Origin of the sequence: Phormidesmis priestleyi ULC007 (genome assembly GCF_001895925.1) — a bacterium.
Taxonomy (GTDB): Bacteria; Cyanobacteriota; Cyanobacteriia; order Leptolyngbyales; family Leptolyngbyaceae; genus Phormidesmis_A; species Phormidesmis_A priestleyi_A.
Window position 1 is genome coordinate 15,977 of sequence record NZ_MPPI01000039.1, and the last position, 23,410, is coordinate 39,386.

The 23,410-nt window shown below is 49.2% G+C and carries 20 protein-coding genes and 1 pseudogene; 14 read left to right on the plus strand and 7 right to left on the minus strand.

The window, feature by feature from the left end; genetic code table 11:
• Positions 1 to 101 precede the first annotated feature (101 nt).
• Entirely contained in the window at positions 102 to 785 is a 684-nt protein-coding gene (locus BRW63_RS21975) for a response regulator transcription factor (protein WP_073074538.1), read from the minus strand.
• A gap of 38 nt (positions 786 to 823) precedes the next feature.
• Positions 824 to 1,891 carry a hypothetical protein gene (locus BRW63_RS21980; protein WP_223257469.1) on the minus strand — a complete coding sequence of 356 codons (1,068 nt, stop codon included), beginning with the start codon at positions 1,889 to 1,891 and terminating at the stop codon, positions 824 to 826.
• Between the two features lie 343 nt (positions 1,892 to 2,234).
• Here BRW63_RS21980 and BRW63_RS21985 point away from each other — a divergent pair, with 343 nt between their 5' ends.
• Complete coding sequence (locus BRW63_RS21985; RefSeq protein ID WP_219898674.1) at positions 2,235 to 3,620, plus strand: sensor histidine kinase; 1,386 nt, start codon at positions 2,235 to 2,237, stop codon at positions 3,618 to 3,620.
• Positions 3,621 to 3,622: 2 nt separating this feature from the next.
• Here BRW63_RS21985 and BRW63_RS21990 read toward each other — a convergent pair whose 3' ends face one another.
• Genes BRW63_RS21990 through BRW63_RS22000 form a run of 3 tightly spaced genes read right to left on the minus strand, consistent with a single transcriptional unit; the run spans position 3,623 to position 6,932 of the window.
• Positions 3,623 to 5,257: a PhnE/PtxC family ABC transporter permease gene (locus BRW63_RS21990; RefSeq protein ID WP_073074539.1), complete on the minus strand. Its 1,635-nt coding sequence runs from the start codon at positions 5,255 to 5,257 to the stop codon at positions 3,623 to 3,625.
• Entirely contained in the window at positions 5,257 to 6,015 is a 759-nt protein-coding gene (gene phnC / locus BRW63_RS21995) for a phosphonate ABC transporter ATP-binding protein (protein ID WP_073074540.1), read from the minus strand. Before phnC ends, BRW63_RS21990 begins: the two co-directional genes overlap by 1 nt.
• The gene (locus BRW63_RS22000) at positions 6,015 to 6,932 is read right to left on the minus strand and encodes a putative selenate ABC transporter substrate-binding protein (protein ID WP_073074541.1); all 918 of its coding nucleotides are present in this window, start codon (positions 6,930 to 6,932) and stop codon (positions 6,015 to 6,017) included. Before BRW63_RS22000 ends, phnC begins: the two co-directional genes overlap by 1 nt.
• Positions 6,933 to 6,984: 52 nt before the next feature.
• Between BRW63_RS22000 and BRW63_RS22005 the strand changes: the two genes are divergently transcribed.
• From BRW63_RS22005 to BRW63_RS22015, 3 genes and pseudogenes are all read left to right on the plus strand, one after another.
• Positions 6,985 to 8,361 (plus strand): bifunctional folylpolyglutamate synthase/dihydrofolate synthase, encoded by a 1,377-nt coding sequence (locus BRW63_RS22005; RefSeq protein WP_317615840.1) that lies wholly within the window; start codon positions 6,985 to 6,987, stop codon positions 8,359 to 8,361.
• 174 nt (positions 8,362 to 8,535) lie between these two features.
• Positions 8,536 to 8,801 (plus strand): annotated as a pseudogene (locus tag BRW63_RS30030) (DUF6972 family protein).
• On the plus strand, positions 8,749 to 9,018 hold the full coding sequence (locus BRW63_RS22015; protein WP_073074542.1) for a hypothetical protein: 270 nt from the start codon (positions 8,749 to 8,751) through the stop codon (positions 9,016 to 9,018). The pseudogene BRW63_RS30030 and the gene BRW63_RS22015 overlap by 53 nt, the downstream one beginning before the upstream one ends.
• A gap of 94 nt (positions 9,019 to 9,112) precedes the next feature.
• On the opposite strand, the gene BRW63_RS22020 is transcribed toward BRW63_RS22015, so the two are convergent.
• Complete coding sequence (locus tag BRW63_RS22020) at positions 9,113 to 10,411, minus strand: ABC transporter substrate-binding protein (RefSeq protein WP_073074543.1); 1,299 nt, start codon at positions 10,409 to 10,411, stop codon at positions 9,113 to 9,115.
• A 172-nt stretch (positions 10,412 to 10,583) separates the two neighbouring features.
• Here BRW63_RS22020 and BRW63_RS22025 point away from each other — a divergent pair, with 172 nt between their 5' ends.
• The 10 genes from BRW63_RS22025 to BRW63_RS22070 all read left to right on the plus strand — a co-directional run bounded on the left by BRW63_RS22025 (position 10,584) and on the right by BRW63_RS22070 (position 23,100).
• Positions 10,584 to 11,405 carry a hypothetical protein gene (locus tag BRW63_RS22025; protein ID WP_073074544.1) on the plus strand — a complete coding sequence of 274 codons (822 nt, stop codon included), beginning with the start codon at positions 10,584 to 10,586 and terminating at the stop codon, positions 11,403 to 11,405.
• A 577-nt stretch (positions 11,406 to 11,982) separates the two neighbouring features.
• Positions 11,983 to 13,098 carry a type IV pilus assembly protein PilM gene (gene pilM, locus BRW63_RS22030; RefSeq protein WP_073074545.1) on the plus strand — a complete coding sequence of 372 codons (1,116 nt, stop codon included), beginning with the start codon at positions 11,983 to 11,985 and terminating at the stop codon, positions 13,096 to 13,098.
• A gap of 1 nt (position 13,099) precedes the next feature.
• Positions 13,100 to 13,918, plus strand: coding sequence for a PilN domain-containing protein (locus tag BRW63_RS22035; protein ID WP_073074546.1), 819 nt, complete (start codon positions 13,100 to 13,102; stop codon positions 13,916 to 13,918).
• A complete protein-coding gene (locus BRW63_RS22040; protein WP_073074547.1) occupies positions 13,915 to 14,814 on the plus strand; it encodes a hypothetical protein in 900 nt (299 codons plus the stop codon). The genes BRW63_RS22035 and BRW63_RS22040 overlap by 4 nt, the downstream gene beginning before the upstream one ends.
• A 72-nt stretch (positions 14,815 to 14,886) precedes the next feature.
• Positions 14,887 to 17,118 (plus strand): type IV pilus secretin family protein, encoded by a 2,232-nt coding sequence (locus tag BRW63_RS22045; RefSeq protein ID WP_073074548.1) that lies wholly within the window; start codon positions 14,887 to 14,889, stop codon positions 17,116 to 17,118.
• Positions 17,119 to 17,227: 109 nt separating this feature from the next.
• The gene (locus BRW63_RS22050) at positions 17,228 to 18,460 is read left to right on the plus strand and encodes an MFS transporter (protein WP_073074549.1); all 1,233 of its coding nucleotides are present in this window, start codon (positions 17,228 to 17,230) and stop codon (positions 18,458 to 18,460) included.
• A 102-nt stretch (positions 18,461 to 18,562) separates the two neighbouring features.
• Entirely contained in the window at positions 18,563 to 19,795 is a 1,233-nt protein-coding gene (locus tag BRW63_RS22055) for a tellurite resistance TerB C-terminal domain-containing protein (RefSeq protein WP_073074550.1), read from the plus strand.
• 128 nt (positions 19,796 to 19,923) lie between these two features.
• Positions 19,924 to 22,143: an S-layer homology domain-containing protein gene (locus BRW63_RS29680; RefSeq protein WP_073074551.1), complete on the plus strand. Its 2,220-nt coding sequence runs from the start codon at positions 19,924 to 19,926 to the stop codon at positions 22,141 to 22,143.
• Between the two features lie 102 nt (positions 22,144 to 22,245).
• A complete protein-coding gene (psb28, locus tag BRW63_RS22065; RefSeq protein WP_073074552.1) occupies positions 22,246 to 22,584 on the plus strand; it encodes a photosystem II reaction center protein Psb28 in 339 nt (112 codons plus the stop codon).
• 9 nt (positions 22,585 to 22,593) lie between these two features.
• Positions 22,594 to 23,100 carry a MogA/MoaB family molybdenum cofactor biosynthesis protein gene (locus tag BRW63_RS22070; RefSeq protein ID WP_073074553.1) on the plus strand — a complete coding sequence of 169 codons (507 nt, stop codon included), beginning with the start codon at positions 22,594 to 22,596 and terminating at the stop codon, positions 23,098 to 23,100.
• 31 nt (positions 23,101 to 23,131) lie between these two features.
• Here BRW63_RS22070 and BRW63_RS22075 read toward each other — a convergent pair whose 3' ends face one another.
• On the minus strand, positions 23,132 to 23,401 hold the full coding sequence (locus tag BRW63_RS22075) for a YciI family protein (protein WP_073074554.1): 270 nt from the start codon (positions 23,399 to 23,401) through the stop codon (positions 23,132 to 23,134).
• Positions 23,402 to 23,410 lie beyond the last annotated feature (9 nt).

Consider the following 23,410-nt stretch of genomic DNA (forward strand, 5'->3'; position numbering starts at 1 on the left):
CAAACTCCTCTAGAAAAAAATGGTAAAGCCCTAATGGGGGAGTTGACGGGGAGAAATCGGGGAGAAATCGGGGAGATCGAGAAACTTTGCCTACTGATTGATTAGCCTGCCTCGGTCTTTTTGAGTCGATAGCCCAATCCGTGAACGGTTTCGATGAAGTCGTCTGGGGCACCAGCGGCTTTAAGCTTTTGGCGCAGGCTTTTAATGTGTGACTTGACCGTCTCCTCGGTTGGCGGGTCTTGCAGCGTCCAGATACGCTCAATGATCCCGGCGCGGCTTAACACTCGCCGCCCATTTGCGACCAAAAGTTCTAGCAGCGCATATTCTTTCGGCGTAAGCTGAATCAACTCAGTCTTGTAAGTGACTTCGTAAGTGCTGGAATCGAGGCGCAAACTGCCCCAGACAAACCCAGTTACGGTGGCACTGCTGCCTCGACGCAAGAGCGCCCGAATTCTTGCCATTAGCTCTTGCAGGTCAAAGGGTTTGACCATATAGTCGTCTGCGCCTGCATCTAACCCGATAATTTTGTCGGCGATCGTGTCACGAGCGGTCAGCATCATCACTGGAGCCGTGAAGTTACGATTTCGCAGGCGCTGACAGAAGCTTACCCCATCGAGTTTAGGCAGGGTCAGGTCTAGCACGATCAGATCATAGTGAAGCGAGTTAAACCAATCCCAGGCGACTTCTCCGTCTTGCACTACGTCTACGGCATACTGGCGATCGGTCAGTGCCTCAGCAAGCACTTCGGCTAGTTGAACATCATCTTCAACCACTAAAATTCGCATGAAGCAGTCTCAATAATTTTCAACTCGACTGCAAAATTCTAACTCTCCTGAAACACGTCTGTTGAAAACATCTCTGTCAACGCCTGCAAATAGGGGATCAAAACCGTCATGTCTGTCGGTGATAATTGCCCGTATAGCTCCCAGCCCATCACCTGCAACATCTCCTGCACCATCTGCCACTTTACCTTCAATCGAGGATAGAGCATCACACAAAGCGGGAACAACTGACGCTGCACCGATGACACATTTCCCTCTAGGGTACACAGACAGAGGTAAACCTGAAACATTTCAACATCGCGAATGCTGGAAGTTCTCACCTCTGAGGAGTTGAGGCTGCCGCTGTAGGTTTGATAGCCCGGATTTAGACGATGAATTTGATCACAGACGCGATGGGCAACCCGGCTGCTGACTGGCAACAAATTCTGCACGGCAATCAACTCAGGAGAATCAGGATCGTGGGCTGCGGCAGCTTGGTACGCATCTTGCAACGGCATGTACATGTGATCGTCCATGACTTTGAGATAGGGCGAAAATAGCCCCTGCTCGGCTGGAGAAAGCTGATCTAAGAGAATTTTGCCCGTGTGATGAAACTGCATGCTGACAAAGCCGATCGCACGCGGATCTGGGTCTGTATATTTTTGGCGCAACCGCCCGCAGTCATCGCCAATCACTACCGAGAGACGCTGGGCTGTAAGCTCGTCGCCATAGGCTAACAGCGCTTTCTCAAACAACTGATGAGAATCTGCGGCAATTTGCCAGGGGTCAAGCAAACTTGAATCAATTCCATGACGCAAAACTTCTGCCGCTAGGAGATCTTCGGTCATCGACCAGGCTTGGGCGCTCGCTAGATTCAGTCTTTGCATCAGCTTCTCAGTGGTGTATTGTCGCCCTTCTGAGGAAGCGTAATTTGCGAGGCGATCGATCTTTTTGATCTGCGCTTCGTCATAGTCTGAAGTCACTGAGACAATATATTTTCGGGCCCAAGTCGCAGCCAAAGTGTGCAGATTTGATTTTGGTTTGTCCGTCGGAGGGCGATCATCAGAGGGGGTTTCGGAGGGGTGAGAAGTCGATGCAGTCTGAGGCGGGGTAGATGCTGATCGAGTCATTGTTTAGCCCAAACTTATCAAAAAGATCAAATATAGACATGTGACTGAACGTACAGCACAAACTGTCGGCGTTCAAGAGGCTTCTGGAACTCATTGCGACAAGTCAGCAGCCGGGGACAATCTAGACTTCAGATTACTCACGATCGCTGATATGTATAAATGCTGAAAAAGGTTCAATTAAAGCTTCAATTGATGAGGCTAAATATACCGTAATGTCAGGTTGAACACAACCAATCTATGAAGTTAAAAATCTTTCGTCACGGAATACTTATTATTTCTTAAAATACAAAGACTTCATAATTTTAAACACAGAATTCTGCATCTAACCTTAGAAAATAAAGGAATGGCTTTTTTGAAATGGTCGTCTGAAGGAAAGTGGTTAGCAACAGGATTTTTGCTATTGATTCTGCTGATGGGAAGCGGAAGTTTTGTATCTTATCAGAATGCGACTGAGCTAATCGAGAGCAGCAGAAAATCGCAACAGACCTATGAAGTGATCAAAACGTTGGGTAATGTCTTCTCGACCATGACGGTTGCTGAGTCAGGGCGACGAGGATATATCTACTACGGCGATCGTAAAGAGCTGACCCGCTATCAAGTCGCGATCGACCAGTTTGAACCTGAGTTGACAGAACTAAGATTGCTGTTATCAAATCACCCCAATCAGGCACCGCGCCTTGTCAAGTTAGAGGCTTTAATTAAGCAGAGATTAGCGCTCTTAGCGCAGTCGATTGATTTGCGTCAAAAAGATCGAGCCACGATTATTCAGCAGACTAAAATTACCGATCGGAGTGTTCAACTTCGAGAGCAAATTCAGGCTGTAATAGCTGAGATGCAATCTGAGGAACAACAGGAGTTAAAGCAATCGATTATTCAATCTCAGACAAGCATTTATGGAAGAAGACTGATCGAGATTTGGTTGAACCTTTTAGGATTCTCGATCTTATTTTTGGGCTTTTTTGCCTTCTACTCACAGTTAATTAAACGCCAAAATGCAGAAACAATTCAACATAAGTTAGCTCAACAACAAGAACTGAGTGAGCTTAAACTCCGCTTTTTCTCGATGGTTTCTCACGAGTTTAGGACTCCGTTGAGCGTGATTTTAGGATCAGCGCAATTGCTGTTAGAAAGTCATCAGCCGTGGACAGCAGACCGAACCGAGAAAAATCTGCGGCGAATTCAATCTTCTGCAAAGTTAATGATTCAACTGCTAACAGATATTTTGACGTTGACTAGAGCAGAAGCAGGAAAGCTAGAGTGCAACCTAGAACTAGTCGATTTAGAAGCATTTTGTTTAAATTTGATTGAAGATTTTGAGTGTTATAGCTTGGCAACTCATTCATTTCAACTGGTTAGCCAGTGTGGATATAGCCACGCTCAGTTAGATGAAAAACTACTCTATTCGACCCTCAGCAACTTATTATCAAATGCAGTGAAATATTCGCCCAAAGGAGAAACGATTCGGTTAATTTTAAGCTGCGATCGAGACACGATCGTGTTTCAAGTTCACGATCAGGGCATTGGCATCTCATCAACCGATCAAGAGAGTTTGTTTGAGCCGTTTTATCGAGGACAAAAAGCCACCACGATCGCCGGAACCGGGCTTGGTTTAGCAGTGGTGAAAAAGTGTGTCGATCTTCAGAATGGCAAGATTTTAGTCGATAGCCAGGAAGGAGTCGGCACCACATTTACGGTCAAAATTCCGCATCTTGATGACGGCAATCTGTGAGGTCATCGCAGCGATCGCCGTGCATTTGCGCTCACCCAATCGACCAGAAATGTCAGCATCAGAAAGCCTCCGAGCGTAACAATTAACGCTTGATAATCAAAGCTACTTAACTGCTCAGTTAGCGATCGTCCGAGTCCCCCAGCACCGACCAGCCCGACGATTACGGTCTCTCGCATACAGACCTCCCATCGGTAGAGCGAATAGGCTAAAAATCTGGGCATCGTCAGCGGCAACACGCCGTAAAGAAAGATCAGTGAGTTTGGCGCTCCCTGTGCCTTGAGCGCTGCGAGGGGGCGCTGATCTTGGTTTTCGATCACCTCTGCCATCAAGCGTCCCAAAATGCCTAAATTGTGTAGACCGAGGGCGATCGCGCCGGGCAAAATTCCTGGAAACATCACAAACAGCACGACTAACGCCCAAATCGGTGCCGGAATCGCGCGGCAGATCAGCAAGACGGCTCGTGACAATAGAAACATGATTTGCGGTAAGCTGCCATTGCCTTGCTGATTAAGCAGACCGCCCGGAAGAAAGAAATTATTTGCCGCTGGAAATGCGAGTAGCAACCCTCCAAACGCAGAGAACGCGATCGCCAGCACTGACATCGAAACCGTCTCGATCGCTTGGGGAATTAGCTGCGGCACTCCACTAAAGTCAGGTGGCAAGGCGGATCGAACAAATTGCCCAAATAACTGCTGAGTGCGAGGTGCCCAGAATTTGCTGAAATCAGGATTGATATACCAAAAACAAAGCGTTAGCAGAAACAGCGCGATCGGAATCAGAATAAAATAATTTTGAGCAGCTTTTTGAGGCGTTTTGCTTTTGTTTTGCTGGAGGTTCAAATCGATACGGCTAGAGCATCCCAATCGCCGCCGCAACCAGGCACTACTCAGATCAACCAATCCGTTAAGAATAAACAGCGCGTAGAAAAATGTCCAGAGTTGCTCATAGCGCAGCGATTGCAAGCTGAGAAAGATTTCATATCCCAATCCACCCGCGCCGATGATGCCTAACACGGCTGCCGATCGAATCGAACATTCAAATCGATAGAACACATAAGATAATAGATTGAGAAATGCTTGCGGTAATAGACTGTAAAAAAATGCAGTCAGGGGAGAAACGCCGCTATTCAGCAAGATTAATAAGGGTGTCCGGGGCGTTTCATCTAAAATTTCAGAAAAAACTTTCGCGGTGATTGCACCAAAAGGAATCGCGATCGCTACGATCGCCGTCAGTGGATCAAGTCCCCAAATGTTGACAAAAAACAGTCCCCAGATCAGTTCATGAATGGCACGAGGAACTGCGATCGCGGCTCGAATCAACAACCAGCAACGCGAAGGTTGACCAAATGATAACCACCAAACCTCAGAGGCTAAAACGCCGCCGATCATTCCTAAAATAACGCTAAAGAATGTTCCGCATACCGCATAAGCTAATGTGGTGACAGTCGCACTGAATGTCGTTTGTAGCAACTCAGTGCTTAAATCTGGATGAACGCTAGCGACTATAAATCGCCACAAGAGCGGTACACCATTTAGATTGAATAAATCTTGTCTAAAAAGTCCGGCTTGCAGAAGCGAGAGGACGATCGCGGCGAGTCCAATCAAGCCCCATTTGAGAGCGGGAGTGATGACAGTCATCAGTGAGATTCCAATCGATATAAGTCTGCAATTAAATCAGGTGAGACTTGGTGAGGAGCCGCATCGAAGAGAATTTGCCCTTGGCGTAACCCAATCATGCGATCGCAGTGACTCCGCGCAAAATCGACATCATGCAGACTAACGACTAGCGTGCGATCGGCTTGTTCAGCGAGATTTTGTAACAGATCCATAATTTCTCGGCTGAGTTCGGGATCGAGGCTGGCGATCGGTTCGTCTGCCAAAATCACGAGCGGATTTTGAACGAGAACTCTGGCGATCGCGACTCGTTGCTGTTGTCCGCCTGAGAGTCGATCGGTGCGCTCATAGAGCTTTTCGGCGATGCCAACTTGACTCAGAGCCTTAACCGCCGTTTCAACTTCTAGCGGCACCATCAGAGATGCCAATGCTTTAAAGAATGACCATCGCCCCAAATGTCCGGCGTTGACGTTGTGAATGACTCGCAGATTATCGACTAAATTCAACTGTTGATAAATCGTGCCAATTTGCTGCTGAATTTGACGCAGACGCTTTGAGTTGAGTTGGCTCAAATTTCGTCCCATTGCCCAGACTTCGCCGCGCGTCGATCGCACACTACCATTCAGCAATCGCAACAGCGTACTCTTTCCAGCCCCGCTTGACCCCACCAGCGCCACCCGTTCACCGGGATAAATTTGTAGACTAATATTCCTCAGCGCAGAGAACTGACCGAACTGCTGAGAAACCTGTTTGAGTTCAAAAACGGGGACTGAAAACGCCATTATTTGATTTTGCCGATCGCGCGTCCGACTTGCTCGATCGTCGCATAGTTCTCGTTTTTAGTTGGCACAAACTTAGCTGCTCCAAACAATTCCAAAATCTCTTTTTGGTCGGGCACATTCGGATCAAGTTTCATCAACGTGGCTTGAACTCTTTGCGGAAAGTCGGCTCCAAATCGCTCCTTCACACTCGGATTCATCACCCAGTGATAATCAAAAAAAGCGGGCGATCGCCAAATTACCTCAACCTGATTGAGATCGATTTTGCCTTCTTTAAGGCGCTTTTGCCAAACTTGCTCGTTCACGACACCTGCATCGTAAGTGCCTGCGGTGACTAGCTCGATCGTCGCATCGTGATTTTTAGAAAAGCCTGCCTGTCCTTTAAAATCGCCTTCCAATTTCACGCCTGCTTGCTGAAGAAAATATTGCGGCATTAACCGCCCAGAAGTCGAAGACTCGCTGCCAAAGGTGAAACTGTGTCCTTTAAGCGTGGTGAGATCTTTAAGATTTTGAATCGGCTGAATGCCACTTTTTTTATTAGCGATAAACAGACTATGAAACTGAGAATCGATATCCCGTTGAGCGATCGCCTCAGCACCCGGCACCTGCAAACGCGCCTGCACACCCGTCAAGCCGCCAAACCACACCATATCCAAGTCACCAACCTTGAATGCAGTCACCGCCGCCGTATAGTCAGTCACAGGCTTATAAGCAACGGGCACCTTTAACTCAGCTTCTAGATATTTTGAGAGCTTGCTGTAGAGCCGCTGTAGCTTTTCGGGATCTTGGTCAGGAATCGCCCCTGTGGTAAAGGTTTTTTGTGTAACTGGTTTCGCCGCATCAGGTGAAGTTGTAGATGAACAAGCTCCCAGCGACAGTAAAGACAAGAACAAGAACCCGGAAAACAGAATTTTTTTCATGGAACATTAGAAATGGATCAAACAAGAATCGCAGAATATCATAAGCGTTAGGATGATTCTGAAATCGATCGCTTTGATTTTGATTCCATTTAGCGACTTAGAATGCTTAATGACTAATTCCTCGATCGAGACCTTCCTTAAAAAATTTGAGCGATTTGGAGTCAATCTCGGCTTAGAAGCGATTCAAAACCTTTTAGCCGAGTTGGGCAACCCGCACGATCGAGTTCCGATCATTCACGTTGCCGGAAGCAATGGCAAAGGGTCAGTGTGTGCCTATTTATCAACAGTGCTGACCGAAGCGGGCTATCGAGTCGGGCGCTACACATCACCACATTTGGTGAATTGGTGTGAGCGTATTTGTATTCGTGACCAGCCGATCTCACCCGCAGATCTCCAGCAAGTATTGCAGCAAGTTGAAGCAGCTATTCGTTTCGATCGCCCATCTCCCACTCAATTTGAAGTGATCACGGCGGCAATGTGGCTCTATTTTGCTCAACAAAAAGTAGATATTGCGGTAGTCGAAGTTGGTTTAGGTGGGCGGTTAGACGCGACCAACGTCTGCGATCAGCCTCTAGTCACAGTGATCACTTCCCTCAGCTTGGAACACTGGCAGCGACTTGGGCCGACCCTCGCAGACATCGCACGAGAAAAAGCGGGCATTCTCAAACCTGGCTGTCTAGCGGTGATTGGTCAAATTCCTAGCGAAGCGGCGACGATCGTCAATCGTCGCGCTTTGGAATTAAATTGCCCCACGATCTACCCAAAGTCCGCCAAAAATCTCGGCAACGGTTGGGCAGAATATCAAGGCATAGAAGAATATGAGTTGAGGCTTGAGACGGGCGAAGAAGGCTCGATCGAGCTAATCAAAACCTTTCAATATCAGTTGCCATTGCAAGGGGCGATTCAACTGCACAATTCAGCCTTAGCGATCGCGGCGCTGCAATTTCTCAGACAAGAAGGCTGGGAGTTTTCTGACGAAGCGATCACGAATGGAATCGCGAAAACCCAATGGGCGGGGCGGCTGCAATGGTTTACTTATTGCGATCGCCAGATTCTCATTGATGGTGCTCACAATCCGGCTAGCGCTGAGGTGCTGCGTCAATTTGTAGACACGTTAGAAAAATCTCCCATTCATTGGGTGATGGGAATGCTATCGACTAAAGATCACGCTGATGTGTTTAAGGAATTGCTGAGAAGCGGCGATCGGCTTGATCTCGTTCCCGTTCCTGGTCACAGTTCTGCAAATCCTCAAGAGTTAGCCATTCTAGCGAAACAAATCTGCCCTGATTTAGCGGATTGTCGCGTTTACGAAAACGTGTTTTTAGCATTAGAGTTAGCGATGCAGAAATCGGATCAAAATCTAATCGTCTTGTGTGGATCTTTGTATTTGATTGGTGATTTCTTTGAGAAGACCCGATCACCGATTTGAAGTACGATCGATCTTCTGAGAGCTTCTTACTTACTTACTTACTTACTTAGTCAGGCTGTGATTAGGTGTGATCTGCCTTGAGGAGCAAACTTGTCCGATTTTACAAATGGTATTAACCGTGAGATTTTTCTAGATCCAAGACACATTGCGAAACACCTACCCAATACGGCATCAGTGCAGCGATCGTTGAGACGAGGAAGATCAGCGCACGTTTTCAATGACAAAGTGACGATGGATCGAGTTGCTCAAACCATCATTGAAAGGGGAGAATATACAGGTATCGTTCGAGAATATGAGCGTTACGGTTTACTCTTTACTGAACCGATCGCTATCGAATTGATCCGAATGGTTCAACGATTCTTTTGTTCTACGGCGAGGTGAAGATTGATGCAGAAAACCGATATCACGTCATTCCCCGTACCCGATCGAGTGCAGGATGATTGGCAGTTTGCCGAGGTGTGGATTGAGCCAATGCTGTCGCCGCCCTACATTTTGCTGCTGTTAGGTGAAGAGTCGGGAAGTTGTCGTATCTTCGATCCTGCAAAAAACTATACAGTCATTTTTGCAAGTTCCACATACGACGAAGCGCAACACTGGCTATTGGAAGATGAATATGAACCCTTGGAAGGGCGACTTTCTGCATCTGAATTGCAGTGAGGGCAAATCCGAGCCTTATTTAATTCATGACTCTAAGAGGATGGTTGATTGGCTCGATCGCTCAACCACCTACTCAAAGATTTGTAGTCAATAATTACGATCGCCCGTTCCAACCTTGAGCCGCATCATTAATCGCTTGATCGATCGTCTTTTGCCCCAACATTGCCGCTTGCAGATTTTGATAAATCACTTTCTGCAACTCTTTAACGTTCTTCATCGCCGGAATCAAAACTTCTGCACTTTTGAGCTGACTCGCACTCACAATTCTGGCTTTGTCTACCGCAGTTGCATTGGCAGGAAGCGTGGTGAAATAGCTATCTTGTGACGCTTTAATCGTCGAGGGCAAAACGTTTGCAGCTTTGGCAAACGCCAGTTGATTTTCATTGTTGGTGACAAACAGCGCAAACTTAAGTGCGGCATCGGGCTGATCGGTGTCTTTAGGAATCAACAAATCCATCACTGCGATATTCTTTTTGCCTGTGTCACCTGTGATTTGAGGAGCCGATGCCGAGACTTGAGCGATCGATGGCGCATTTTTCTCGATCGTCTTCAAAAACTCTGCACCCGATGCCAAAATTGCGGTTTGTCCTTGTTGATAAAGGTCGATCGCGTGACGGTGCCCCTCGGTCAGCACTTCTTTGGGCATCAACCCATTTTTATACATCTCCACCCAATATTGAAAGGCGGCTTTGCCTTGCGGAGTATTGAATGCCGCTTTGCCTTGACCATCGATTAACTGCACCCCCATTTGCACAAACGATTCGAGAATCTCGCCCGAATCTTCAGGAACTGCCGTCGCAAAAAAGGCGTATTTTCCCGTTTTATCTTTAATTTGCTTTGCAGCTTGAGCCAGCTCTACATAGGTTGCGGGAGGTTTGCTCACGCCCGATCGCTTCAGCAAATCTGTGTTGTAAATCGCCACTCTAGTCGTCAGATACCACGGAATTCCGAAGCTCTTGCCGTTGAGTGTGCTCGACTGCCAAATATTTGGGAGATATTGCTGACGCACCTCGGCAGGAATCTTAGCATCGAGATCTAACCAGGCATTGCGCTCGGCTAGCTGGGTGGCAAAATTTGGGTTGAGATTCACTACATCGGGCGCACTCTTTGCCACCACTGCCGTGAGAATCTTGCGTTCCATCTCTGCCCAGGGCACATCGACCCACCGAATTTTCACCCCCGGATTTTGGGTCTCAAAGTTTGTGATCAGTTGATTGAAATAATCGGTGTATTGCGGCTTGAGCTGCATCGTCCAAAATTCTACTTCTGGCTGACCCGATGCCTGGTTGCTGCCCGAAGGCGCACTGCCTGTGCCACAACTCACCAGCCAACTCAGTACACATCCCAACAGGGCAAACAGTCCAAACGTTTTCCAGGTTCTAATCTGACGCATCTTCTCTATTTAAATGGCGATCGCGTAGCTTAGTCTACCTGATCACCAGAGTCCTAAAATCTGAGTTTTGAGTTGAGTCTACTCACTCAACGCTTTCCTCTCTTCAGATAGATGTGATGGGTTATTAGGTACTCCAATATTTCTGAATTAACAATCACCTAAAAGGACAAGCATGATAATCAGGGGTTCACGAATTGGAGCGATCGCATCGTTCACCTTAATATCTCTATCGTCTGGAATCTGGCTCAATCGAGCGATCGCGCAAGTTGGGTCAGATCAACCCGTCAAAAATCCAGGCGTTTCAGGAATTAGCAGTCCCACTCCATCGGGGAATGGCGGCGCAACGATCGATCAGCCCGTAACCAATCCTGGCGTTTCAGGAATTAGCAGTCCCGCTTCGTCTGAGAATAATGGAGCGACGATCGATCAGCCCGTGACTAATCCTGGCGTTTCAGGAGGGAGTTTTCCGACTCCTGCTTTGGGTCAGCCAAATCCTACCTTTGACGGCTCTCAACCTGTCACCAACCCAGGCACTTCTGGAATCAATACTCCCAGCTTGACCCAGCCTAGTCAGCCTGCAAACCCAGACACGATTCGCACGATCGTGCTGCCCAGCGATATTCCGAGTGCGATCGTTCAGCCCCGCACTAATCGAACTCCTCCGACCAGAACGCCTCAAGTCACTCAGCCAGTGACCCCGCAAGCCACACCCACCCAAATAGACAACGGCAGAGCCACGACCGGGTTTATTAAAACAGCAGTCCCTACTCAGCTAGCCAATAACCCCAACACCCAGAGATTAGACGCTCAACTGCTGCAAGCCACCTGCTCACAAAATTGGCAAGGTGCGATCGCCATTGTTGATCGAGCGTTAGAGAGTGCCCCTAATCAAACGTATCGATCGCAACTCAGAACCTACCGCAATCGCCTCGAATCTTTGTCAAGCGCGAGAACTACGATTCCTAACTGGTCACAAAAGTGCACCGGAGGATGAAAGACTGAAGGATGAAACCTGAAAAAGTTGAAGCCTGTGTTGCAATTGTGACACGGGCTTTCTGTATTTAGCGAGAGGCTTTTCTTTTGATACTTAATTCCACCTAGCAATTTGTCGTCGAACTTTTAAGGCTTGCGCCTGATCTCTCTTGAGCCGCTATCACAAACTTTATTTTTCGATCGTCATTTTCTGAAAATGCGTGTACTATTCACAAATGAGTTCCCGATCAAGCGCTTAGAGGAGAATTTTTTAGCCACAAGTTGATTGCAGATTCCAGCACCTAACCAGTCGATCAAACTAGTTTATCTGAGTCAAAATGATTTTTGTTTGAGAAGAAATCACCGAAATTGACTCAGCAGATTGGTCGATCATTTCGGGGTAGTCTGAATTCGTCAAGCAAAATTATTTGCTGATTATTCAGTCGATATTGCAGAATGAACCCCAAATCTTTGTATCTTTGTGTGCAAACGAGTCATTCTGAATTAAATTGTGTACTATGCTCTTGAACCCGACCGTTTTACGGTTATTCCTTCCCCAGCTTCGGTTCCAAATTATCTCTTAGTGGGCTAACAAATCTGTGGTTAACGGTCTAAAAGGTCTCTTTTCTAAAAAGTCTAAAGGGGTTGGCATAGAGTTAGCCCCCGATCGGATCAATATTGCCCAGTTACGTAAGCAAGGTTCAGGGTTTCGGCTCGCTAGCTACGTGACTGTTCCCGTGCCTGACGGGGTATTTCAAGAAGGGCAAATTGTCGATCCTCCCGCCATGTCTGAGCTAATTCAAACCGCGTTATCAGACAACAAAATTAAAGTTAAACAAGCGGCAACCGCCGTCCCAGGGGGGCGCGATACGGTGACTCGAATTATTCCGGTTCCCGCAGAGCTTGACGATCGGGAACTGCGAGAAATGGTGTTAAACCAGGAAGCCGGGTTATATCTGCCGTTCCCTCGCGAAGAAGCCGACGTAGACTATCAAAAACTCGGTCTATTTATTGACGAAGACGGCATTGAGAAAGTTCAGGTTTTGCTGGTAGCAACGCGCAAAGAAATTACAGACACCTATATTAATACTTTCCAACAAGCAGGGCTGCAAGTTGATGTTTTGGAGATTAGCAGCTTTTCACTGATTCGCACCATTCGCGAACAATTGAGACAGTTTGCGCCTCAAGAAGCTGTAGCTTTAGTGGATATCGAGTTTGAAAGCACCGAGATCTCAATTACCGTCGATGGCGTGCCGCAATTTTCGCGCACGGTGCCGATCGGCAGTTTCCAAATTCAAAGTGCTTTGTCACGAGCAATGAATTTGCCTCCTTCTCGCAGCATCGATTTGCTGCAAGGCATGACCATTCCGGCCAACCCAATGGATACGATGGGCAGTCCGAGAATGAGTCCGGGCACCAATCCCGGAACGGCGGCAATGCTGAGAGTTTTGGGCGAACTGTCTGACGAACTGCGGCGATCGATTGATTTCTATCTCAATCAAGGCGAAAACCTGGAAGTGGCTCAACTCCTGCTGGCCGGCCCAGGTGCCTCGATCGGGCAACTCGACGAATTCTTAACGCAACGCTTAAGTCTGCCCTGCAACTCGGTTGATCCTGTGGCGGCGCTCTCGATCGAAACGCCTCAAGAGATTCCGTTAGCGGCTAGACCAGGGTTAGGCGTTGTGTTGGGGTTAGGATTGCGGGAGGCATGGTGAGATGTATAGCTTAGACATTAATTTTCTCAACGATCGACCAGAATACAAAACCGATGGTGCTAGACGAGCCGGACGAAAAACCTCGACCTATGTGAGCGACGATCGTCGCCCCCTCTATTGGGGGTTAGCGGCTGGGGTTTTCTTTCCGATCGCGCTGTTAGCGTTGTGGGGCTTTCTGCAAGTCAGAAACGCCGACCTAGAGCGACAGCAAGTAGAGTTAGACGCTCAACTGGGCAACCTCGAAGCTCAGAAACGAGACCTCGCATTGATCAACGCTCAAATCAAGCAAAGCACTGACGAAACTCAAGCGCTGGCAACGGTGTTTAACCAAATTAAACCCTGGTCAGCGATGGCGCAAGATATTCGCGATCGCTTGCCGCCCAACGTGCAAATTGCTGGCATCACGCAGGTTGACCCCGCTAAAACTCCAGCAAAACCTGCGGTGGCGGGTCAAGCGCCAGCCCCTGTGTCGGGGCTGATCCAGATCGATGGCGTGGCAAATTCGTTTAACGATGTCAACGACTTTCTTTTAACCTTGCAACAATCTAACTTTTTGCAGAGCGCTCAAACCAAGCTCATTAGTGCAGAACTCACAGATTCTCAAGCATTGCAAAGTTTAGATTTAGCTGGCTCTAAGGCTGGCGGCTCAAGCGCCAACTATGAGACCCCCAAACTGCCGCCACGAGTTAAGTTTTCGCTCCAAACTGCCTTGAGCGAAGTGCCTGCCTCTGAGCTGATTCGCGAACTCGATCGTAAAGGAGCCGTTGGACTCGTGACCCGTATTGAAGCCCTCAAAGAAAAGGGAGTGATTAAACCATGACGGCAGGTGGAGATTTTATTCCTCAAGATTCAGACTTTGATCCGGGTCCCAACTATCCGGTTGTATTTGGCATTACGCTCACGCCTGTCATCTCCGGCATCGCTCTAGCAGCCGCAGGGCTGATCAGCGCTGGCTTGCTCTGGAATTATGTGGTCAGCCCTACCTGGGAAGCGTATCAATCGCTAGATGCCAAAGTTAAAGAAAAGAATGAGCAACTTAAGGAACAGGCATCGATCAAACAACAGATTCAGGATGCCAAGACAAAGCTCACGCAAGTGAATCAGCAACGCGATCAGGTTTTAGCTTTATTTGCAACCGACAAGACGTTAGATACGTTGTTGCTAGACATCAATCAGTTGATTGATAAAAACAACTCAGGTCGCATTGCGGCAACTAAGGCAAAGCTTAACAGTTGCCCTGCTTGGGTACGCGATCAATATTCTGATATTGTCACCTACCAAAAATTTGAAGACAAAGTAGGCGCTTTGGTCGCTGATGCCAAGCTAAAGAAATTTACGCCTAATGTCAAAGGCACCGAGGTGATTGCCGATGGTTCGCTCGGTGCGCCGATCGACAACAAGCTCAAGCGTCAATCGATTGACGTGCAGTTTGAGGGCAACTTTAACCAAACTCAATCCATTTTTAGAACGATCGAGCGTCTTCAGCCGTTGCTGCTGATCAAAAATCTCAAGATTGAGGTCGGCGATAAAAACCGCGCACTGGTTCCAGGCGGTCTCTATGAAATTGCGCCGGGGGGCATCGTGCGCTTTTTAACCAACTGCCAGCCCGATGCCAAAATCACGACTTCCTTTCAAATGGAGGCGTTGATACCTCTCAATGCGGCGGATAAGAAGGCACTCGTGCCCACTCCTAGCCCAACCGCTTCACCCAAATAGTCAGAGCGGCGGCAAGACCGCTCGATTTACGTTTTAATCCCATCGTTTTTAAGTTGAGAGAGGAGTGAACCCGTGAAGGAGTTTTATGGAATCGGTGCAGCCACTGCCGCGATCGTGCTGGCGGCAACTCAGGCAGCAAGTGCAGCCCCAACTCAAGTCACCAATGTGCGCTTAAATCCCAGTCGATCGGGGGTCGATGTGGTGTTAGAAACTCAGGCGGGCGATCGCGCTCCGCAAGTGTTTAACGTCAACCGCGGCAACACTTGGACGGCTTATATTTTCAATACGCAGCTACGCGGCGGCCAGTCTTTTCAGCAAAATAACCCAGCACCAGGCATCGCCTCGATCGCGGTCACACCCGTCGGTGGCAATGGCATTCAGGTGACCGTAGTGGGGCAGGGCAATACCGCTCCGACTGGGCAAATTGCCAGCCGCAATGCAAAAGGCGTGATTTTGAGCGTCAGTGGTGCTGGCGGAGGGGGAGCGCCCGTTGCTCAGGCTCCTGCATCAACGCCTGCTGCACCGTCTGCAACGCCTGCTCCACCGCTTGGGGTGCCGATCGCGCCTCTGGTGCCCAACCCAACGATTACGACTACTCCGCCTACGGTGCCAGTGGCTCCAGTGCCGCCCTTTTTGCCGAGAGCCGTAGCTCCACCCGTTGGAGATATTACAGTCGCGCCGATCGACGTGTCGCCTTCCTCGATCGATTTGGGTTCCGCAGAACGCATTCCTCGGCTCGTGCTGCGCGATGCTCCAGTGCGAGAGGTTTTGTCTCTACTTGCCAGAGCCGCCGGACTCAACTTAGCCTTTAGCGAATCTCCGGGCGGACAAACTGGCACAGCCGCCGGACAAGCGACTCGATCGGGCGGCCCGACAATCTCGCTTGATATTGAAAATGAGTCAGTGCAAGATGTCTTCAACTATGTGTTACGGCTGGCTTGCGTCCCTGTTGCAACAACCGGGCAGGGTGGGGGCGGTCAATGTGGCAGCCTAGAAGCAACGCGCTCAGGGCGAACCATTATTGTTGGCACCCGGTTACCTAACTCGGCTCGTGGGGCATTGGCTCGGAGTCTGCGCCTCAATCAAATATCTGTGAGCAGTGCCGTCAACTTTTTGGTGGGCTTGGGGGCAGAAAGCGCGGTGACCAGAGAGCGGCAAGTCAGAACGGTGATCGCTCAGTCGGCATCTCAGCTAGAAGGTGCTCAACAAACTACGGCAAACCAGCCAGCCACTACCGAGACCACGACAGAAACCAGAGTCGAGGTTCAGCGCGCTGAGTTTAGAGATTCTACGCCATTTCTGCGAGGCATGCAGGTATCAGGCGATGAGCGCACAAACTCCATCACGCTGATCGGCACCGCTAAACAAATTGAACTGGCAACCAGCCAACTGATTCAGCTTGATTCAAGACGGCGGATGGTAGCAGTCAACGTCAAAGTGATTGACGTAAACCTGCTGGCACTGCGGCGATTTGGCACGACGTTCTCGTTTGGGGTCGGGGATTCGCAGATCCTTAACCAAGGCGGCATTGCGGTGCTTAACTTTGGTCGAAACACCCCTGGGTCAAGTTCGGCGACCTCGGATGGTACCGGAAGCACGATCGGCACAGTTGTGAACATCGCTGGTGGTGCTTCACCCGTTGATTTTATTCGTAGCTTTTTTGCCCAGCTACAGGCTTCAGTGGTGAGCGGCAACGCTAAGATCTTGACCGACCCGACGCTAGTTGTGCAAGAAGGGCAAACCGCAACGGTTAACTTGACACAAGAAGTGATCACAAACTTTGTTCAGAATGTGACTGGGGGGAGGAATGATGTGCAAACTGTAACCCTGACGGCTGAGAAGAGATCTGCTGGGTTGATTTTGCCCGTTAAGGTCGATCGCATTGATGACAACGGCTTCATTTCTCTATCGGTTGCTCCGTCGATCTCTCAGCCTGAGAGCACTCAATCTATCAACATTGCTGGCATCAATGGCTCACCTGGCTCAAGTAATATCATCACGCTGTTGTCTGAACGAAAACTAGAGTCAGGTCAAATCCGGCTAAGGGATGGTCAGACGTTAGTGCTTTCCGGGATTATTCAAGAGCAAGACCGCGCTACGGTAACGAAGGTGCCGATTTTAGGAGATATTCCAATTTTGGGTGCTTTATTTCGCCGCACCGAGCGCAATAACCAACGCCGAGAAGTGATTGTGCTGCTGACTCCGCAGATTATTGACGACTCCGATCGCTCAACCTACGGCTATGGCTACACGCCAGGGCCGGAAGTGCGGCAGGTCTTGCAGCAAAATCCAGGCAGTCGCTAACCTCTAGATAGGCGACTTGCTAAACCATTGAAGATACGCTATGAGAGCCAGAATTCAGGATGTTTCTTGAATTCTGGCTCTTTGTTTGAAAGAATGGTTCTCAGGCTTAATGAAACTTCCCGCTTGGCTGCCCCGTTTCCGTCATGAAGTTTGGATTCTCGCCTTGGGTCGGTTGCTCTCACAAGTTGGCACCGGATTCACCCTATTCTATGCGCCAATTTTCTTTGTCAATCAGGTTGGGCTATCGGCAACCGCTGTCGGGTTAGGGATAGGCAGTGCCTCAATTTCTGGCGTGGTTGGGCGTGCCCTCGGCGGCACCTTTGCAGACTCAAAATTTTGGGGACGTAGACGGACTTTATTACTGTCAGCGGTGGTTTCTTCGATCGCTTCATTCACCCTAGCAGGGGCCTATAATTTCCCAGCTTTTGTCGGCGGCAATCTGCTCATGGGGTTGGGAATGGGGCTTTATTGGCCGGCCACCGAAGCAGTCGTAGCCGACTTGACAACTCCTCTTCAACGCAACGAAGCTTACTCGATCACCCGTTTGTCGGATGTGTTAGGGCTGGGCATCGGAGTCGTTCTGGGCGGGTTGCTGATCAGCTCAACAGGCTCGTATCGATCGCTCTTTCTGATCGACGGATTTTCATTTTTAGTCTTCTTCGGGGTGATCTATTTCGCAATCGCTGAAACCAATCCATTTGTTGAGAGAACTCGTGGACAAGGATGGACGATCGCATTCGCTGATAAGCGTCTATTAGTGTATGCGCTAGTGAACACAATATTTACGACTTACATTGTGCAAATTGATAGCACGATGCCGCTCTATTTCAGTAACTTTCTGCACTTAGATAACGCTCATCGGGGCTTTCCTCCCCCTGTGATTAGCGCTTTGTTTACAGCCTATTTGACGTTATCGGTGATTTGCCAATTGCCGATCGCGCGTGCTTTCAATCGATTCAGCCGTTCCAAAGTGTTGATGCTATCAGCGTCGCTGTGGGGAGTTGGGTTCGCTCTGATCGGCATTACCGGAATCGTCTCGCAAGGGCACCTCGTTTGGGCAATCTTAGGCATGGGTGTCTTGTCATTCGCAACGATCACCTATACGCCTGTGGCATCTGCGCTAGTCGTCGATCTAGCGCCCGAATCGCTGCGAGGAGTTTATCTAGCCGTCAACTCTCAGTGCTGGGCCGCAGGTTATTTTATTGGCCCTCCCTTAGGTGGATGGGCATTAGATCAATCCACGACGATCGCTCATGGTTTGTGGCTATTTCTCACCTTGAGCGTTGTGGTCGCGATCGCCATTTTGCGACGGCTTGACCAAATGATCAAAGCAGAACTATAACGTCCAAACTGTCTCGATCCAAATTGCGATTACGCCGTCTAGAGCGCGTACACTTTATTACGGTCGATTCTTTTTAATGCAAGGTTGTCGAGCACGAGCGCTATGTTCAAAAGTCGCCTTCTTCTCAGTTTGGTTGCCTTTGCGGTTAGCTTTGGTGTGAGCTTTGTGACCAGCAGAGACTTTGGTCGGGCATTGCTGACAGGATTGATTACATTCTTTGCAAGCTTGGTTGGGGTTGCGGTCGCTGAACGTCGCTATCATCAGTTATTTGAGCAACGCTCCGCAGAGTTGATGGCGCACATTCGCGGGTTGCAGCGCCAGCGATCAGAGGCTTATGAGTCGCTGCTTGCTATTAGCGAAGAGCACGATCGCATTGCCCAAGACCTCGATTCTCCCCCAAGTCAACCTATTTATAAACCTAGAGCCGCCGTTAGTTGGAACCTCGCTCACCCTTCGGCTCCAGTTCAAGCGCCGACTAGCCAGGTTCATCTGCGTCAGACCAAACTTCAGGCACTAGAGCGCCAAGAAGCAGACCTCAAAGAGTCGCTGTCGTTCACTCTTTCAGCCAAGCAGCAAGCAGAACTGAATCTAACCACAACTCAAGCGGAACTGAACCAAATCAAAGCGCAAATTCTAGAACAGAAAAACACGAAAGAAACTTTGATTCAGGAGATCGCCGCGCTAACGGGTCAAAAACAGCGCATAGAAGCTGACTTATTGACCTTGCAGCCGCAGATCAACGAGTTAGAACGCTATCGATTGGAACTCGATCAGTTTTTACTTTCAGCCGAACCCAAACGCCAACAAGTTGAAACTGGCTCAAAATCTCTGCAAACGGCGATCGAGCAATTGCAGCTTCAAATCTCATCTCTGCATGAAGAACTTGGTCAGTTAGAAACCCAAATTCTCGCTCGTCGTCAACAAAAAGAAACCCTCGACCACGAAATTTCAGCGTTAAAGAAAACGTCAGTCCCCAATCAAGTCACCGACGTAACTCACAAAGTCGCAATCGTGCCAGTCAATCAACGCTCGAATGGCACGGTAATCAAATCGGCTTCTCCAGACTTGCCAGTTGAGTGGACTCAATTTTTTACTCACCTGTCAGATTCGGAATTAAAAGCACTGCGCGCGATCGCCGAGCAAAAAAATCTCATGCCCACGCTCAAAAAAATTGCAGAAGACAATCTCACCATGCCTGAGCTTTTGATCGACGCGATTAACGAACGCGCCCTCGATACGATCGGCGACATGATTTTAGAACCCGGCTTAAGCAACACTCCCGCTGTGATTGCTGAAGAATATCGCTCGATCGTCCAAAAACTCATTCATCTCTAAATTAATGCGTTACTTTTCCTCTTGATGAGTATTATAAAGAGCCTCTCGACTCTTCCTGGAATTGTCTTATTTAATACTGTTTTCTACAGAAAATAAGCTTACCCCTCACACATTCAACTGATAAAAATATGGTTCAGTCCACATCGCCTACTCTTTTCGTCAATCCCACAAGCGGCAGCGATAGCGCAGCAGGCAGTCAAGTTTCGCCCTTTAAAACGATCGCGCGCGCCCTGCAACAGATTAAATCTGGAACCAAAATTCAACTCGCCCCAGGCACCTACAGCACGGCAACGGGTGAAACCTTTCCGATCGTCATTCCTTCTGGCGTGACCATAGTGGGCAACGAATCCAATAAAGGCAGCGGCATTCAAATCACAGGTGGCGGCATCTTTGCCAGCCCCACATTTGCCAATCAACTGGTGACGTTTAAGTTAGAAAATAACGCCCAACTGCGAGGAGTCACCGTCACCAATTCTGAAACGCGCGGCACCGGAGCTTGGATCGAATCGACCGCACCCACGATTGCCAACTGCACCTTTGTAAATTGCAAACGAGAAGGCGTTTTTGCGACAGGCACCGCCAACCCCGTCGTCAATGACAATGTATTCTTTCAAAACGCCGCCAACGGAATCTCGATCGTCCGCGACACAAAAGGCGAGTTTCGCCGCAACGTCTGCCAGAACACTGGGTTTGGGCTGGCGATCGGAGACAACGCCGCGCCCTTGATCGCCGACAGCCGCATCTTTGAAAACCGCTCTGGTATCGTGTTGTCAAAAGCTGCCCGTCCTGTTTTGCGCGGCAACATCGTCGAACGCAACACCGAAAGCGGGTTAATTTCGTTAGAGCGATCTGTCCCTAACTTAGGCAGCAGTCAAGATCCAGGCGGCAATATCTTTCGAGATAATGCTGAATTTGATTTTGAGAATGCGACCAGTCCACCGATCACGATCGCATCGGCTGGCAACCAGATAACGCCAACCAAGGTAAAAGGCCCGATCGAGTTTCTTGTCAGCGAAGTTCCGACTCCTACGCCTACGCCGACTCCCAGCCCGATTCCAACTCCTGCACCCACGCCGACTCCCAGCCCGATTCCTACACCGACTCCGACTCCCATTCCAGTTCCGACTCCGACTCCCACGCCGACCCCGACTCCCGCTCCAGTTCCGACCCCTGTGCCCGACACTGGATTAAGCGACATTCGAGGACATTGGGCAGAAGCCTTTATTCAAGGATTAGTCAGTCGAAGTCTGATTAGTGGCTTTCCCGATGGCACCTTTAAGCCCGAAGCTCCCTTGACCCGCGCTCAATATGCCGCGATCGTAGCCAAAGCCTACGATCTGCCGCTCAAACAAGCCGCGACAAATTTCTCAGATGTGCCAGAAAACTTTTGGGCACGCGATTTCATCATCAAATCCAATCGAATGGGCTTTATTGCGGGCTTCCCGGATGGCACCTTTCGCCCCGGTCAAAATCTTACCCGCGTTCAGGCGCTAGTGTCGCTCGTCAACGGGTTAGGACTCACAGGCGGAACGCCTAGCGCGGTCGGGGCTTATAGCGATCGGGCTGAAATTCCCAGCTATGCAACCGATTTAGTGGCGACGGCAACTCAAAAGCGCCTTGTCGTCAACCACCCTAATGTGGCGCAACTGCGGCCCGTGATGGATATCACCCGTGCTGAAGTCGCCGCTCTGGTTTATCAATCGTTAGTGGCAACCAATCGTGCCCCCGCGATCGCATCTGCGTTCATCGTCGATCCAGATACCTCAGTGGCAACGTTTTCAGATATTCAACAGCACTGGTCAAAAGATTTTGTTTTGGGTCTAGCCAGTCAAAACTTCATTAAGGGGTTTGCTGATGGCAAGTTCCAACCCGATGCCCCAATGACTCGCGCCCAATATGCCGCCATCATCGCCAAGGCCTTTAACCCGGCTCCCAAACGCAATGCCTTCAAGTTTTCTGATGTGGCGGCCGACTTTTGGGCAAAGCCAATGATCGATCAGGCCTATCGGGCTGGCTTCATCTCCGGTTTCCCTGACGGCACCTTTAAGCCTAATCAGAATGTGACGCGACTTCAGCTAGTGCTGTCACTGGCAAGCGGGTTTAACCTGCCGCCCGGAGATGTTAGCGCCTTGAATTTGTATGACGATCGCAGTGCCATCCCGCAAAATGTGCTCGATCGCGTAGCCGCCGCAACCCAAGACCGGATCATTGTCAACTATCCAAATGTGCGCCAGTTTAACCCCAACCGTGATGCCACCAGAGCTGAGGTGTCTGCAATGGTTTACCAAACGCTGGTGCGAGATGGCAGAGTGGCATCGCTAAACTCACAGTACATCGTCAACGCCTGATTCGAGGGGGATCAGCCCCAAACCTGATCCCTAACCCCTTTTTTAGGTTCCGTAAAATGGGAGAATACTAATTGAATTAACCACGATCGCAATTTTACAGCTATGGCACAAATGCAATTTTCCAGGGGTGTTGATGAAGATGTGACTCCTGATGTTCGGTTGACTCGCTCTAAAGATGGCACGAGTGGAACCGCTACTTTCTACTTTGAGAAACCCACAGCATTGAGCAATGATGTCACCGAAGATGTCACCGGGCTATACATGATTGATGAAGAGGGCGAAATCATCACTCGCGAGGTCAATGCCAAATTTGTCAACGGCAAGCCAGAAGCACTAGAAGCCCTCTACGTCATGAAATCAGTTGAAGAGTGGGATCGCTTCATGCGCTTTATGGAACGCTATGCCGAGCGCAACGGATTGGGCTTTTCTAAGTCATCATAGTGGGCACTCATGACCCAACATCCTCACCCTGACGCTCCCGGGGTGACTGTTTCTTGCGCTGTCATTACCGTGAGCGACACCCGCACGCGTGAAACCGATCGCAGCGGTCAACTGATCCAACAGCTTTTATCGAATGCTGGGCACTCGATCGGGTTCTACACCTTAGTAAAAGACGAACCGGATCAGATTCGTTCACAGATCCAAAATTTAAGCGAACGTTTGGATCTGAGTGTCCTCATTGTGAATGGCGGAACGGGGATCGCACCTAGAGACACGACCTACGATGCGATCGAGAGCCTTCTAGAAAAAACCTTACCAGGATTTGGAGAACTTTTTAGATTCCTCAGTTATCCAGAAATTGGGTCAAGAGCAATCGCGTCGAGAGCGATCGCCGGAGTCTATCGCGGCAAACTCGTGTTCTCGGTTCCGGGTTCTTCAAATGCGGTCAGACTTGCCCTAGAAAAATTGATTCTTCCAGAACTTGTGCATTTGGTGAACCAAATATCTGGAGGTTAAAATTCTTCCTTAACTTCAAAGATTGGATGTTCTACACGGCTTGAATCCATTCTTTCACGTCGTACTCAGTCCAGATCTGGTTTTGCCAATAGGGGTCAGCTTCAACAACTTGACGCACGGTTGCCTCGTCTTGCGCCTCATAAATAGCGAAGACTTTTGTGAGATCTTTGGTCGGACCGATCGTCACCAGCACTCCCGCCGCTTTTTGTTTTGCCAGCCCATCTAAATGTGCCTGACGATAAGGAGTCCGTTTTTCTAGAACGTCCTCGCAATAGCTTCCCCACATCACATATTTGGGCATTGCTCGCGC